The sequence below is a fragment of the Neobacillus sp. NPDC058068 genome (assembly GCF_042885335.1).
Lineage (GTDB): Bacteria > Bacillota > Bacilli > Bacillales > Cytobacillaceae > Neobacillus.
The window spans coordinates 337,383-352,019 of record NZ_JBHVSI010000001.1; the positions used below are offsets into that span (position 1 = coordinate 337,383).

The window sequence follows — 14,637 nt, forward strand, 5'->3', positions numbered from 1 at the left end:
TACGATTGAACCTAGAAACATTTCTTCACCACCTTCACTTTGACACAGAAAAACTTGCTCCGCCAGATTGGGAAGTGGATTGGGGGGACGCACCACTTCCTTATAAACTGTACCGCGGCTTACCAGAGATTCCATTGTCCGGAGATATACCATTAACACTAAACGGACGAGAGGCACTGGATGAACCCGGACTAGAGGAGCTCAGGTCTTTTTTATGGTATGTTTACGGCCTGACACAATACGCTCAATCGGCTTTCCTTGAGGATCCAGAGGAAAGAACTGCAGTAAGCTACACCCAGTTACTACGAAGATTTGTTCCCTCTGGAGGAGCGTTGTATCCCAATGAATTATATGTGTATAGTAAGCTTGCGGACGTACCGAAGGGAATATATCACTACGATGTGGCCCATCACTGCCTCCGTTTGCTCCGAGAAGGAAATTACGATTCTTACTTGTCAAGAAGTCTTGGAAATTGTGATGTTTCTGATAGTTTCTGCACTGTTTTTGTCTCAACCGTTTTTTGGAAAAATTTTTATAAATACAATAATTTTTCCTACAGGCTCCAAGGGTTAGATGCCGGTTGTGTCATTGGGCAAGCATTAGAAGTGGCCGATCGGATGGGATTCTCATCACGAGTATGTTATCAATTTCTTGATCGTTCTATTAATCATTTGCTTGGGCTATCGGAACAGGACGAAAGTGTCTATGCGGTGATCCCGTTATCTATTTACCCATCTATCCAATGTGTTGATAAATTTAATAGAGAAGAAAATGTTTCTGCCGCTGAATTGACCCGGGAAGTGCCATTGGTGCAGCATGAAACCTATAACCGTTCAAAGAGAGTCCTTGATTACCCGCTGCTCAAAGAGATGAATGAAGCATCGATGTTTGAAACAACCCAGTCTTTTGTCAAGATAAAAAAAGATGATCGTGTAAAAAAGTCCTTTGGTACGGAATTCATCATGCTGCCAACAACGGAGTCCTTTTCGTACGATCTTGCTTCTGTTTGTAGAGAGAGACATTCTCCTGATATTGATTTTATGATGGGGAAAGTCAGTCAAAATACCATATCCACTTTGTTAAAAGAGACATTTTCCTTTTCGTATCAGAATGATCTTGATGACACAGATGAGGATCCTGTGACTCGTTTATCATTGCACGGCTTTTTTTATAACGTGGAGGGCGTTTCAAATGGTGCTTACGCCTATGACAAAAGCTCGCATTCCCTTCGAAGAATAACAAACGGGGATTTCCGGGAGATTTTGCAATCTGGTTTAACAATGCCCAATGTAAATCTGTTTCAAGTTCCGCTCTGCCTACATGTTGTTGGAGGAAAGGATCACCTAAAAGAGGAATTAGGTTATAGAGGATACCGAATTCAACAGATGGAAGCGGGGATACTCTTGCAACGGCTGCTCTTGATATCGTGTGCCTTAGGTATGGGGGGCCACCCACTCTTAGGCTTTAATGCAAACCAATGTGATGAACTTTACAGAAACGATTCGAAACAAATTACGAGCCTCATCCAAATCCCAGTAGGTCCATACCGTCCCCGTGCCTGGTTAAAAGGAAATTTGAATAGCTAGGTTAGACAAGAGTAAATTTTATTACGACATAGTATACAAGTTTTATCCATTTCTTGTATACTATGTCTTTTTTCAATTAAAGAGACAAACTATCATAAAGTATGGTGAGGAGTTTCTCTATAACCGGTTTGACACAAACAGAGTAACATAATGGCAACAATGACGAATGACACAAAAATACCAAATACCTTGTAGATGTATTCTTTCATTTCTGGACTTAGTATTTATCACACACCTGCAATAGGGGACACGTCATATGATACATTAGCATTTGAATTCAAAGTGATTCGATCACTACTACCCATATAAAACAGGATTATTAGGGGAGATGCCTTTTTTCAAAAAAGGAACTTAGGAGGGACATTTTGAAGACATTATTATTGGAGAACATTTTAACTGCAATGAACATTCAGCCTAAAATAAAGCAAAAAGGTATACGGATTCAGACGGTCACTTATGACAGATTTGAAATTAGGAGTCATACGTTATATTTTCGATGGAACAACACAGAGGTGCCTGTTAAATCTATAAAGAATTACAAGAATGTATTCATCGTTACAGATACACCATTTTCTTATATGGAAAGATTAAATCCTGAGCAAATCATTATGGTAAAGGATCTCAAAGACACTTTCTATAAATTCACTTCGTATTACAGGCATCTGTTTAACATTCCTGTAGTCGCCATTACTGGTACATGTGGAAAGACTACTACGAAAGAAATGCTAAAACACATTTTGGAAGAAACACACAATGTCCAAGCAACAATATCCAGCAAAAATGCCGATTATTACAACCTTCCTTATTTAATGGGAATTGATAAAGATACGGATGTGGCAGTATTTGAAACAGCCGTATCTTCAAAAGGGGATATGACGGAGTCCTGCAAGTATTTTTACCCGACTATTGGGATTATGACAATGATTGATGTGGATCATACGGATGATATTCGATCATTCGATGATTATCTCGCAGAAAAGGCAAAAATAATGCAAGGTATGAATAATGAGGGAACTCTCATTCTAAATACGGACGACCCATATCTCTCCTCCATCGATACTTCTAAATTTAAGGGAGAGATTAAAACGTTTGGAAAAAACAAGGATGCTATTTTTAGGATAAAGAAGTATCAATATAATTCATCCGGCATGACATATTGGATTGAATATAAGAAAAGAGAATATAAAGGATATATACCGGGTCTTGGTGAGCATAATGTATATAATGCAGCCGCTTCATTAGCAGCCGCTGCAATCTTAGGAGTGGATCTTCACTATGCTTTAAAGAGATTATCCACTTATCATCATATCGGATCCCATTTTCAAATAATTGAAGGACGAAATCAAATTACGTTGGTGGATGATACTTGGAAGTCAAATCCTGCTTCCTTAAGAAAAGGCTTAGAAACATTAAGCAAAATAGCATTTCCATCCCAAAGAAAAATTGCTGTTCTGGGAAGAATGGCATCACTGGGAAAATATGCAGATGAAGAATACGAGAAGGCAGGACATCTACTCGGTGATTTGGGGGTCGATGTTCTCATCACCAAAGGGGCCATTGCAAAAGATTTTGCAAAGCCAGCTATAGAGGCAGGAGTAAATCCGCATAATGTTTATCATTTTTCAGATGCAGAGGAAATGAAGAGGTTTTTTGATTCATTTTTAATCCCAAATGACATTGTTTATTTCAAAACGGGCGGGAATGACACAGACTTCGATGATGTCATCGAATATTTAAGAAGTTAATGGCCCATTTATAATACTTTTGAAGAGCGTTTTGCTTATATTGCAGACGCTCTTTTCATTTTTACAAATTTTTAAATTTTCTTCTTAAGAATTATGACGATTGTCCAGACCATTCTTGTCTTAAGACAATATATTAAAAAGGTAAGCTGTGTGTTTTTTCACTTAAACAAAGCCGTTAAAGCTAAACCTTACATAAAAACTATCAAAGATAGGATGACAAAGCTTATGCGAACTATTGTATTTGTTGAAACAAACAAAGCTGGATCAAGTAGAGAAGCAATAAAAGCTGCAGAACGACTCGGCTATTTTACGGTGTTATTAACCAATAGAAAAAATTTCATTTATCAAAGAACAGAATTTCCCGATGTCCATCAAATGATTTTAGTGGAATTATCCGATTACGATAAATTAAAAAAAATCCTCGTCAAACTGCAAAAACAAGGTAAACAAATAAAAGGCATTTTGAGTTTTGTAGATCCTTTTGTTCATGTAGCAGCAGCCTTATCAGAAGAATTTTGTCACAAAGGAGTTTCTGCTGATCCAATTCTAAAAATGGAAAATAAAGTTTTAACTCGCGAGCTTCTCAAAGACCTCCCAATGTCTCCTCATTATGCAATTTACACAGCAGATGAATCCTTAGAGAAATTTATTCAGAAACAAAGAAAATATTTACCTCTTATTGTAAAGGCTCCCTTATCTGCCGGCTCAAAAGATGTTCTGTTGGCAAAAAGCGAGAATCAGTTGAAACTGGCAATACAAAAATTACTAAAAAAAAGTGAACAGATTTTGCTGGAGGAGTATCTAACAGGACCCCAATATTTAATCGAAGTTTTAGTACACAATGGAAAAGTTCATATTGTCGCGATAATCGAACAACAAATTACTTTTTTACAACGATTTATCGTAACCGGATATTGTTTACTACCAGATATCAATCAACGTTTATACAATAGTATCCTCGAGACAGTAAGTTCCATCTTAAAGGCTTTTCAAATGAAAAATGGGGCTTGTCACTTAGAAATGCGCTTTGTAAATGGAGCGTGGAAATTAATTGAAATTAACCCGAGAATCTCAGGTGGAGCGATGAATCGAATCATTGAAGTCGGATTTGGAATTAATTTAGTAGAGGAAACCATTCAATTAATGTTAGGAAATGAGCCTTACCTTACTAGAAAACACAGTAAGTATGTATACGCACATTATTTAACTGTTGATTCTAGAGGAAAATTAATTAAGGTAACGGGGAAAAATCGCATCTCTCAATATCCCGGTGTTGAAGAGGTGTATATAAAACCCCAACAAGGACAGATATTACGCCCGCCTTTATCAATGGGAGATCGTTGCGGATACATTTTGGCATCCTCAGATGTTAAAGAAGAAGCCGAAAGATTTGCCAGGAATGCAGCTAGCAAGATACGTTTCTACCTTGACCCAATTTAAAAATTTGGAGTGATAAATTGTTTGTTAATCGTGAACTTTTAATGATTGAACATAAATATAAGGAAAAGAATTGGGAGAGGTGGGAAAGAAGTATAATGACGCTAATTGGCATGCTTCATCATCGCAAAGATCCAAATAATGTAAAGAAAGCATATGCTTATGCAGCTGTAGCAAAAGCTGAAGGTGTAAACTTTTTTTACTTTACCCTAGGGAAGGTAAATATAAAACAGCAAAAAATTTTAGGGAAAGTCTATGAAAATGGACAGTGGATTGAAAAGGAATTTCCTTTTCCTGATGTCATTTATAATGCGAGTTATTCTGTAGGTGATAAAGCTGAACAAATCTTTGATTATTTGTTCGATAGGATTCCGTTTACAAGTCATTCTATTGGAAACAAATTAACTGTATATAACAGAATTAATAAGGCAAAAAAATTTAAACAATATCTTATTCCTTTTTATAAATTAAGTGACGTTCAGATTTTTATTAACATGATCAAACTTTATAAAAAAGTTATAATCAAACCAATGTCTGGACATCAAGGAGGGGGCGTTGTTTTAATTGAAAAATATGGATTAAATCATTACAAAATTAATGATGCAAAATTAATATCATCTATTAATGAAAATCAATTGTTAGAATTGATATCCCATAAAATACAAGAACAAGATTACTTAGTTCAACAGTTTATTACAAGTCAAACAAAATCTGGTCATGTTTTTGATTTCCGATTGCATGTACAAAAAAATGGAGAAGGAAAATGGGTTATTACTTCTATTTATCCAAGGATAGGGAGGTTGGGGACCATCACATCTAACATGGGTAGTGGTGGTTATAGTACTTTCCTGGATATTTTTTTGAAAACAGAGTTTGGTGACTCATGGTATGATATTCAAAGGTATCTTGAACAGTTTGCGATAAGGTTTTCAAATCATTTTGATTCTTTATATGACAATGAATTGGATGAATTAGGAATTGACGTCGGAATTGATGAAAACCAAAAACTTTGGCTTTTTGAAGTAAATTGGAGACCCGGTCCACCTAATATATATAATGTTGAATTAGATGTAGCTAAAAATACGATTCAGTATGCTAAATATTTAGCTGATAGAAATAAACATTAAATCGAAAACTTTCCATCGTTTATTACACAAAATGGGCAGTGAAAAGAAAGAGGCAAGCACCTTAAAAGTGCTTACCTACCTATTAAAAGCACATCCAGAGAAATGATCCTATGTTTTAACTCTTCATTCGAATCTATTACTGCTCTAACAATTTGATTATACTTTCAGATTCTCAACATCAACTGCAGCACAGTAACAGAAAGTTAACATTTTATTACTAGCTAAAATTAATTAAGAAGGAATAACGCACTTTTTGTAGAACTTATTGTACTAGCGGTCTGGTTAGCGGGAGAAGGGAAGTCGCTATCTAGATCATTTTATAAGTAAATTATTTTATATCTATCTAATTGGAGGTTATGAAAATGAAGGTTAAAGGTTTCGGTGGGATTTTTTGGAGAACAAAAGATGTTGTTTCATTAAAAAATTGGTATAAAGATACTCTAGGTTTATCGATGGGAGAGTGGAATGGTGCTATCATCAAGCCAGATGCTGACAACGAAACAATCTTTTCTTTGTTTAAAGAAGATAGTAATTATTTTCCTGAAGAACAATCGGTGATGCTAAATTTTCAAGTAGAAAATATCGAAGCTTGGATGGAACATTTCAATAAAATTGGCATACCACTTTTAAAACAACCTGAAAAAAGCGAGTATGGAACATTTATTTGGATTTCGGATCCAGAAGGAAGATGGATTGAAATATGGGAGAGATAATCTAGAAATTACAGCTTTATTCAAGTATTGGCTAATTGATTAGAAGATATTACGCATTTCACTAAGGTTGACCTTCTTTATCTAGTTCCATAATGGTGTTTTATTCAATGAACCCTATCTTTCGGTACGCCCTTAAATAAGAGTAAAAATTATTAGTGTCATCTTTATTGGTGACACTTTTATTTATTTAAGTTATTGACAAAAGTTAATGAACAATATTCGGGCGCTTTAATGAAGGAACGAAAAAAGCCCAATTTCTCTATTTTGATACTGAGGAATTGGGCTTTTTAATATTGGAATATCCTTAACGTTGTAAAATTCCAATTCTAACGCTACCCCAACTAGAGCAAGCAGCTAGCTCCTTGAGGTCAAAATTGAGCAACCTATGAATTCAAATTACTGACTTCATAGGTTGGTTTGAGGCTGATCAAGGCGCTTGCACATGGTCCCTTGGTCAGTTCGATTTTCAGTCGTTGTATCCTCATAATTTCTTGTATTTTGTGGATACTATTGTATGTTGAATTAAATAGTAAAGAGTAGTAGCTCAAGTGGTGAACAAAATGAACTCGGAATGCTTCTTTAAAAGGGGGTGAATAGGCGATGCGGAGAGGTGATAAAAATAAATCCGAAAAAAAAGATAAAATTCTTATTCTTTCTAGTGCTTTTGGAGATGGACATCAACAAGTTGCCTACGCGATCCGAGAGGCGGTGCAGTCGCGCCTGCCAGATGCAGAACCAGTTATTGTGGACTTTATGGCAGTGGCTCATTCTTATTTTTACCCCATTAGCCGCTATGTGTACCTGAAAGGAATTAAAAACTTCCCTAGCTTATATGGCTATTTTTATCAAAAAACACGGAGGGTGAATCCTTTTTCAATCAAGTTAAACTCATTACTTTCCACTGGAATGGGACGAATGCTGAAATTGTTACAGGAAGTCCAGCCATCTGTTGTTGTCAGTACCTTTCCGTTTGCGGCAAGTGTCATGTCCAAGTTAAAAGAGTGTGGGTTAACCAATATTCCCGCCGTGACCATTATCACAGATTATACCGATCATAGTTATTGGATTCACCCCTTTACGGACCAATATATCGTTGGTTCAAGCCTGGTTCGTCATGCTTTAAACCGCCAAGGAATTGCAGATTCTAAAATTGCTGATACAGGAATCCCAATCAAATCAAAATTTTACGAGCATCATTCTCGTAAAGATCTATCTGTAAAATATGGACTGGATTTTGACTTACCTACGATCATGGTGATGGGCGGGGGACACGGCATGATTCGCGATGGTTTATCCACCTTTCGCGAGCTGGATGCATTACCTCAACCCATACAACTTATCATTGTATGTGGTCACAATGATAAATTACGACATCAGTTAAAAGAAGAATTAAAGGACTCAAAACATCGCATACATTTGACAGGATATATTGACTATGTTCATGAGCTCATGGCAATTTCAGATTTCATCATTACCAAACCTGGAGGAATAACGATTTCGGAAGCAATGGCGATTAAATTACCAATGTTGCTTTATAACCCACTTCCGGGGCAAGAACAAGATAATGCTCAATTTTTAGTGCAAGCGGGTGTGGCCATGCAGGCTGAAAATCTTGCTGACTTAAGGAAAAAGCTCTTCCATCTATTATATACTCCAAAGTTCCTAATAGGTATGAAAGAGAACGTTAAACGATTTCATATGAAAGGAACGAATTTTGGTGCTCTTGATGTGATTGTTCGAACGAAACAACAAAGCCTATCCTTGATTTTCACACCAGATATGGAAGTTGAAAAAGGTGAGCCAAGGCTTAAAAGTACAAATTCCTTTGGCTAGATATGGTAGGGAATCACTAAGTATTGCGTGTTACAAAATGTTTTAATGAAGATGAGATCGATAGATTGGTTCAATTATCCCATGACCGTTTGAGTAAGTCTTTGTTATTTGTCGGCATTGTCCTAGATTTTTTGGCTTCTACCAGGCGAAAAAGTGAAACGGAAAAGGAGAATGTAACATGGAGGAAGCCATATTTTGGACTTTGATCATTCTGTTCTTTAATCGAGGCTATACATGTGTACGTATAGACCAGATGCCTCCATTAGGAAAACAAGAATTAGCATCAGAAGTAACCTGGAAAAAGAAAGTAATGGTTTCTCTATGGCTCAGATGGGAAAGAGTGTTTAATTGGTTATTTCATATCCATCCCATTGATGAAAATCATCCATTCTTAAACGTAAGAATACGTACTTATTGGGGTAAAACAGTTCGATTGCCAGACGGAGAGAGAATTCAAAAAGGAGACCGTGTACTGGAACTACATTTTAATAATGAAGTGCTTTATAACATGGGAATCCATTCACGTTCTTCTATTCAATTAGCCATTCAACTGATTCGAGCAACGGAACAATTATTACCGAAGACTCTGCCCATCATTTTAAACCATCCAAATTATGAAAAGATTAAGGCCCTATACGGGATTTCTATGATCCATCGTGGAACAAAACAATTCGGGTTTACCGTTAATAACTTGCCTAGGGGACCATTCTCCTTCTTTACCAAAATATATTTGCGCTTATTAATGTCTGTCGTTCATCCTCAAGGAAAAGATAGGTTACAAAACAAAGTGGAACATCTTGTGCCTAAGATGATGGTCATGTCGACAAAGGAACTTATGCGAAGATATCCCACCTGAAAATCTTTAGATTGTTTATCCCGCATAAGCCGGGAGTAAGAGGGGGATGAATCGCCCCCACTGATTGAGTTTCACTTCATTGCGAGTAAACGATTTTCGATTTTGAGGTGAGGATATTTTGGATATTAAGGTTATGACCTATAACATTCACCATGGTAAAGGGCTCGATAAACAAACGGATCTTCATCGAATTGCGAATATAATTGAAAAAAGTAAGGCAGATATCATTGGTCTAAACGAAGTGGATAGGAATTTTTCTAGGCGAAGTGACTATGAAGATCAGATTAGTCTGCTTGCAAAGCAATTAAACATGTATCAATGTTTTAGTCCGTCCATCTCGTTCAAGAACCAGGCGAACGTTCGGGAATATGGAAATGCTCTTCTGTCTCGATATCCGATTATTACTAAAAAGAGTCATTTATTTCATTTAAAACCAGGCCTTGCCGAACCAAGGTCCCTACTAGAAGCGTCCATTCAAATAAATGGAAAGATAGTTCGATTTTATGTTACTCATTTAAGTTTAAATTCATTTCTTCATCGAAAGCAAGCGAACTTTATCATCCATCAGCTTGACAAGTGTTCACATCCTATGATTATTATGGGTGATTGGAATATGAGACCGGGATCAAATAAATGGTGCAATATAACGAAAAAGTTTCAAGACGTTTGGAATCTTGCAGGCAGCGGGACAGGATTTACTTATCCATCAAAGAAGCCAAGAATTAGATTGGACTATCTTTTTGTGAGCCAAGATGTTCGAGTTGTTGACGTAGAACTTGTAAAAATTTTATCAAAAGCCTCCGACCATTTGCCGTTAAAAGCGACACTTTCTCTTTATTAGCAGCGAACAGTGCCCGTCACTGTTCGCCTTGTATTTTTACCTTTACTTCCCATTATCTATTAATTTAGTCTGCTTGTATAATATGTTTGAAATAACTATTTTTATATATGAAAGGAAGGTAATCATTAGTGTCAAAAAGGAGTTTTATGGTCTTAATTGGTTTTTTCCTTTTTGGTTTATTTTTAATTGGTCCAACTATATCCCTAGCAGAAAGCAATCTACAGGTAAATGTTGACTTAAAGCAGACAATTACTACAGATACCGTAAGTAATGGCAACTATTTGAGGACTGCTGTAGATAAAAATACCATTTATATACCAGATAAACAAGCTACCATGATTACAGCCTTGGATGCAGAGACCAAATCGATTAAATGGAAGTTTTCAACAAGTGATGGAGAGGAAATTCGTCAAATCACTTTACAGAATGGACTAATTGTTTTTAGTACCGCGAACAAAACATTTGCCATCAAGGATATAGGTAAAGAAGCAGCATTGCAATGGACTTTAAATTACAGTGGCTATTCTTTTTCCTCAGATAGCAGCAATCTTTATTTTGTAAGCAATAAAAACATCGTAGCGGTGAACTTGACTACAGGTATTCAAAAGTGGACCTTTTCAGTTTCACAGCGTGAAGGCATTCAAAGTAACATTGCTGTAGGTAATGGAAAGCTTTATTTTGTAACAGATAATCAGATTGATATGGTAAGAAAAATGTATGCGCTTGATACGGCTACATCTCAAGTGTTATGGACTACAAATACTGTAGACTATTATTCTACAAAGCTTGTCATAAAGGATGGAAAAATCTACACTAACTGGTACGCTGATCTTTATGTCTATGATGCAAATAAAGGAACAGTATTAGGCAAAACTGCTGTAACAACAAACTTTATGTTCGAAGTTAATGCAAATACTGTTTTTGCTAAAGCAAATGATGGCTACCTATACGCTTATGACAAAGAAACAAGGGTACTTCGATGGAAAACGCTTTATGCAGATCGGGTTGACGGTGCACGTTTAGTTAATACTTCATCAGGGCCAATCGTTGTTACTCAAAACTATGTCTTGATTGAAAATAACGGAAAAGTTAAATGGTATGACGTCAATACTGGTTCACTTGTTCGCGAACTAATCATACCAGGTTTACCTCACCAACCTGTAATGGCAACGGAAAACTTCCTTTTAACAAGTGGCTATGGAAATCTTTATGTTTATATGCCTGCAACAGATACAATCAAACCGAATGCCTTTCTTGATACAGTATCTAAACGTTTTTCACCTTATGAAGGAAGTCAAGCTGCGTCATTGTCTTTCAACCTAAGTAAGGATGCATATGTGAAAGTCCATGTGAAGAATGAATCAGGAAAAGTTGTCCGTGTATTAGATTACGGTCTATTAAATCAAGGATGGAATTATAAAAATTGGGATGGGAAGGATCAAAGCGGAGTTGAAGTTTCAACTGGTTTTTATACATTTGTTTTTCAATTAAAAGATCTTGCCGGAAATGAACAGTGGCTAGAAGACCCTGCCAAGCGGACGATGGTTGGTGATATTTTCGGTACAACCATTAAGGAAACAACTGTGAAAAAAGCGGCAAGCCTAAATGCAGGACAGATGTCAATAATCCCAGCAGAAACGAAAGTGACCATTCTCGATGAATCTGGAGATTGGTATCAGGTCAGCTTCTGGCAAAACAGCTTGGAATACAATGGTTGGGTTTTGAAATCAGAACTATTCACACGCTCTATTCCTCAGCCTGTTGTTCCACCTGTAAATAACTCAATCGTCCATACTGTTCAATCCGGGGACACCCTCTGGAAAATCGCTCAAAAGTATGGAACAACGATACAAGAAATCGTTGATGCAAACCAACTGGATATCAATAAGCCTCTGAATATCGGACAAAAGCTAATGATTCCGGGCAAGGCAGCAGAAACAACTCCAGCGGTGGTTCACACAGTTCAGTCTGGAGATACACTATGGAAAATAGCTCAAAAGTATGGAACAACCATTCAAACTATTGTCGATCTTAATAAGCTCGATCCTAACAAACCGCTGTATATAGGTCAAAAACTGACAATCAGTGATTCCACACCTGGTACTGATCTGGTTATTCATATAGTTCAGTCTGGTGACACTCTCTGGAAAATTGCCCAAAAATATGGCACCACAGTCGATGCCATCACGAAAGCTAACAATCTTGATCCGGCTAAATATCTGGAAATCGGTCAGAAGCTGACGATTCCACGCTAAACATCGGATCAAGAGGACAATGCTCATCTAATGATGGATGGATATTGGTATAATTACATTTGCATGTAGGTTACGTAAACGCCCTGGAGAGACTGCCTTCTCCAAGGGCATTTTTTTATGATTTTCTTCTTTCGTACGATCAAAGCTCTATTGTCATACCTTTTCCTGTTCGTAAAAATAAAACCATTAAGTGGTATGACCGAGATACCAGTAAAAATAGGTCAAGAAGAGGAAGAGAAAAGAGCCAGCTGCCATATTGGGATTATTCGGTTAATAACTGATTCATACAAAATTGCAACTTAGATTAATTATTTAAATTATTCGGGATTAAAGTTTTTTGTACAAAGTTTCTTGTCTAAGTTTGTACAAACTTTTTTGTCTTATGAATTACAAAAGGGCGTAGTACAAACTTTTTTGTCCTTTTACAAAAAGGGGGGGAATACGTGATAAATTCTTTAAAACATAATTACGTAAAATATAAATTTGACGTAATTATGTGCCCGAGGTAAACTATAGTAGTGAGGTGATTTTATGGTAAATCAAATGAAACAGCAAAATTTTAAAAAATTGCAGAACTTACTTAATGAATTACCGTGGTATGTGGATGAATACATCAATCATAAGCTAAGAAAACTTTCTACCGCGTCGCTGTTTAATTATTGTCATGATTATAAAATTTTTTTCAATTGGATGGTTAGTGAGCGATTAACGACGTGCAGCGTTAAGGAAATCCCCTTAGAGCGATTGGAGCAACTAACCGTGCTTGAAGTCGAAGGTTTTTTAAACTTTCTTCACTATGAATTAAATAATAAAGAATTAACCGTAAATCGGAAGTTATCTGCGTTAAAATCGCTGTTCAATTACCTGCAAAACATTGCTGAAACACCTGATTTAAAGCCGTATATCCATCGAAATGTAATGGCGAAAATAGAATTTAATGAAGTCAAAGACAGTATGGAAACGAAAGCGAATAAGATGGAAGGCAAGATTTTACTTGGGGATGAATATGAGAAGTTTCGCTTGTTTGTAGCCAATGATTACGGAGAATTGAACAAAGATAATAAGAAACTATCTAATTTTTATCAATTAAACAAAGAACGTGATACTGCCATTGTCTCGTTAATCTTAGGATCAGGGCTGCGTCTTTCGGAGTTAGTGGGCATTGATTTAGATGATCTTGATTTTAGCAAGTATTGTGTCCGCGTCATTAGAAAAGGAAATAAAGAACAATTCGTTTATTTTAGTCAGGTTGCAATGGCTGATCTGCAAGAATACCTATCTCTTAGGACCGCTAAGTACCAAGTAGATAAGAATAATAAGGCATTATTCATTTCTGCGCCAATCGGTCCAAAAGGAAAATCACGCAGGCTTACGGCTAGATCTGTTGAGAAACTCATTGAAAAATATGCTACGGCATTTGGGAAACCATCATTATCGGTACATAAGCTGCGACATTCATTTGCTACCAGATACCATGCAGAAATCAATGATGTGCCAAAATTAAGACGCCAATTAGGCCATTCATCAATCCAAACAACAATGATTTATACTCACATTAAAAATGATGATTTAAAAATTGCCGTTGATAAGATGGATATGCCAAAAGAACAAGTCGAATAAATTAGTAATGCTGCCACTAATGGCAGCATTACTTTTTCATTTTCATCAGTTTACATAATGTTATTATGGTTACAAAAATCAATTCTGTCTCATCCACTAAGTATACTTAAGATAGTGAGACGGAATAAAATTTATAAATAAAGATCTATTGTTGAATTTATTTTGCTTAATTCCGCACAAAATTGTTTCTTGTTTTTAGGAGAAATCAAAATCGTAGTCCACTTCCCATATTGTACTTCTAAACGGTTCAATGACAATGCTGGACTTGATAACGGATTTCTCGTTTTTCTAATACTTGTTATCGTCATAATGTCAATTTTCCACCGAAACGGTCCTCCGACTACCTTTAATTGACTACCATTTATTTCATAATAAGTCCCAAACCAAATCCAACTGATAAATGCACTGGTTAATCCGCTTACAAGAACTGCAATAATGGTTTCCCCCTTCCCTTCTGGTCCGCCAGGCAGGAATAGAATAGAACCAATTAAAAAGATAACCGTCCCCCATAATATAACCCCAGTGATGATTCCTTTTTTTGAGTAAAATCTCATTGCCTTCACCACCCTGAATCAATTAATTTTAAGAAAGAAATCCCTTTTAATAGTTGTATTTACGAATTAC

Annotated in this window: 11 protein-coding genes; 10 read left to right on the forward strand and 1 reads right to left on the reverse strand. The window is 36.3% G+C overall.

Features of this window, described 5'->3' with window-relative positions:
- Window positions 1-5: 5 nt before the first annotated feature.
- The 10 genes from ACFVSW_RS01575 to xerS all read left to right on the forward strand — a co-directional run bounded on the left by ACFVSW_RS01575 (window position 6) and on the right by xerS (window position 14,013).
- Window positions 6-1,586, forward strand: coding sequence for a SagB family peptide dehydrogenase (locus ACFVSW_RS01575; protein WP_387311414.1), 1,581 nt, complete (start codon window positions 6-8; stop codon window positions 1,584-1,586).
- 365 nt (window positions 1,587-1,951) lie between these two features.
- Window positions 1,952-3,331 (forward strand): Mur ligase family protein, encoded by a 1,380-nt coding sequence (locus ACFVSW_RS01580; protein WP_387311416.1) that lies wholly within the window; start codon window positions 1,952-1,954, stop codon window positions 3,329-3,331.
- 225 nt (window positions 3,332-3,556) lie between these two features.
- Entirely contained in the window at window positions 3,557-4,771 is a 1,215-nt protein-coding gene (locus ACFVSW_RS01585) for an ATP-grasp domain-containing protein (RefSeq protein WP_387311418.1), read from the forward strand.
- A gap of 95 nt (window positions 4,772-4,866) precedes the next feature.
- Window positions 4,867-5,895 (forward strand): YheC/YheD family endospore coat-associated protein, encoded by a 1,029-nt coding sequence (locus ACFVSW_RS01590; RefSeq protein ID WP_387311660.1) that lies wholly within the window; start codon window positions 4,867-4,869, stop codon window positions 5,893-5,895.
- 362 nt (window positions 5,896-6,257) lie between these two features.
- Window positions 6,258-6,608, forward strand: a complete 351-nt coding sequence (locus ACFVSW_RS01595) for a VOC family protein (RefSeq protein WP_387311420.1) — start codon at window positions 6,258-6,260, stop codon at window positions 6,606-6,608.
- Window positions 6,609-7,208: 600 nt separating this feature from the next.
- Entirely contained in the window at window positions 7,209-8,441 is a 1,233-nt protein-coding gene (locus tag ACFVSW_RS01600) for an MGDG synthase family glycosyltransferase (RefSeq protein ID WP_387311422.1), read from the forward strand.
- A gap of 178 nt (window positions 8,442-8,619) precedes the next feature.
- Complete coding sequence (locus ACFVSW_RS01605; protein WP_387311424.1) at window positions 8,620-9,297, forward strand: YkoP family protein; 678 nt, start codon at window positions 8,620-8,622, stop codon at window positions 9,295-9,297.
- Between the two features lie 118 nt (window positions 9,298-9,415).
- Window positions 9,416-10,138 carry an endonuclease/exonuclease/phosphatase family protein gene (locus ACFVSW_RS01610; protein ID WP_387311426.1) on the forward strand — a complete coding sequence of 241 codons (723 nt, stop codon included), beginning with the start codon at window positions 9,416-9,418 and terminating at the stop codon, window positions 10,136-10,138.
- 128 nt (window positions 10,139-10,266) lie between these two features.
- Window positions 10,267-12,393 carry a LysM peptidoglycan-binding domain-containing protein gene (locus ACFVSW_RS01615; protein ID WP_387311428.1) on the forward strand — a complete coding sequence of 709 codons (2,127 nt, stop codon included), beginning with the start codon at window positions 10,267-10,269 and terminating at the stop codon, window positions 12,391-12,393.
- Between the two features lie 531 nt (window positions 12,394-12,924).
- Window positions 12,925-14,013: a tyrosine recombinase XerS gene (gene xerS, locus ACFVSW_RS01620; RefSeq protein ID WP_387311429.1), complete on the forward strand. Its 1,089-nt coding sequence runs from the start codon at window positions 12,925-12,927 to the stop codon at window positions 14,011-14,013.
- A gap of 131 nt (window positions 14,014-14,144) precedes the next feature.
- Here xerS and ACFVSW_RS01625 read toward each other — a convergent pair whose 3' ends face one another.
- Window positions 14,145-14,567, reverse strand: coding sequence for a PH domain-containing protein (locus ACFVSW_RS01625; RefSeq protein ID WP_387311431.1), 423 nt, complete (start codon window positions 14,565-14,567; stop codon window positions 14,145-14,147).
- Window positions 14,568-14,637: the final 70 nt, after the last annotated feature.

What these genes read in the sequence shown, in the direction of transcription:
- ACFVSW_RS01585 (WP_387311418.1), top strand. Translation starts at nt 3,557, where the DNA reads ATGCGAACTATTGTATTTGTTGAAACAAACAAAGCTGGATCAAGTAGA.
- ACFVSW_RS01590 (WP_387311660.1), top strand. Translation starts at nt 4,867, where the DNA reads ATGACGCTAATTGGCATGCTTCATCATCGCAAAGATCCAAATAATGTA.
- ACFVSW_RS01595 (WP_387311420.1), top strand. Translation starts at nt 6,258, where the DNA reads ATGAAGGTTAAAGGTTTCGGTGGGATTTTTTGGAGAACAAAAGATGTT.
- ACFVSW_RS01600 (WP_387311422.1), top strand. Translation starts at nt 7,209, where the DNA reads ATGCGGAGAGGTGATAAAAATAAATCCGAAAAAAAAGATAAAATTCTT.
- ACFVSW_RS01605 (WP_387311424.1), top strand. Translation starts at nt 8,620, where the DNA reads ATGGAGGAAGCCATATTTTGGACTTTGATCATTCTGTTCTTTAATCGA.
- xerS (WP_387311429.1), top strand. Translation starts at nt 12,925, where the DNA reads ATGGTAAATCAAATGAAACAGCAAAATTTTAAAAAATTGCAGAACTTA.
- ACFVSW_RS01625 (WP_387311431.1), bottom strand. Translation starts at nt 14,567, where the DNA reads ATGAGATTTTACTCAAAAAAAGGAATCATCACTGGGGTTATATTATGG.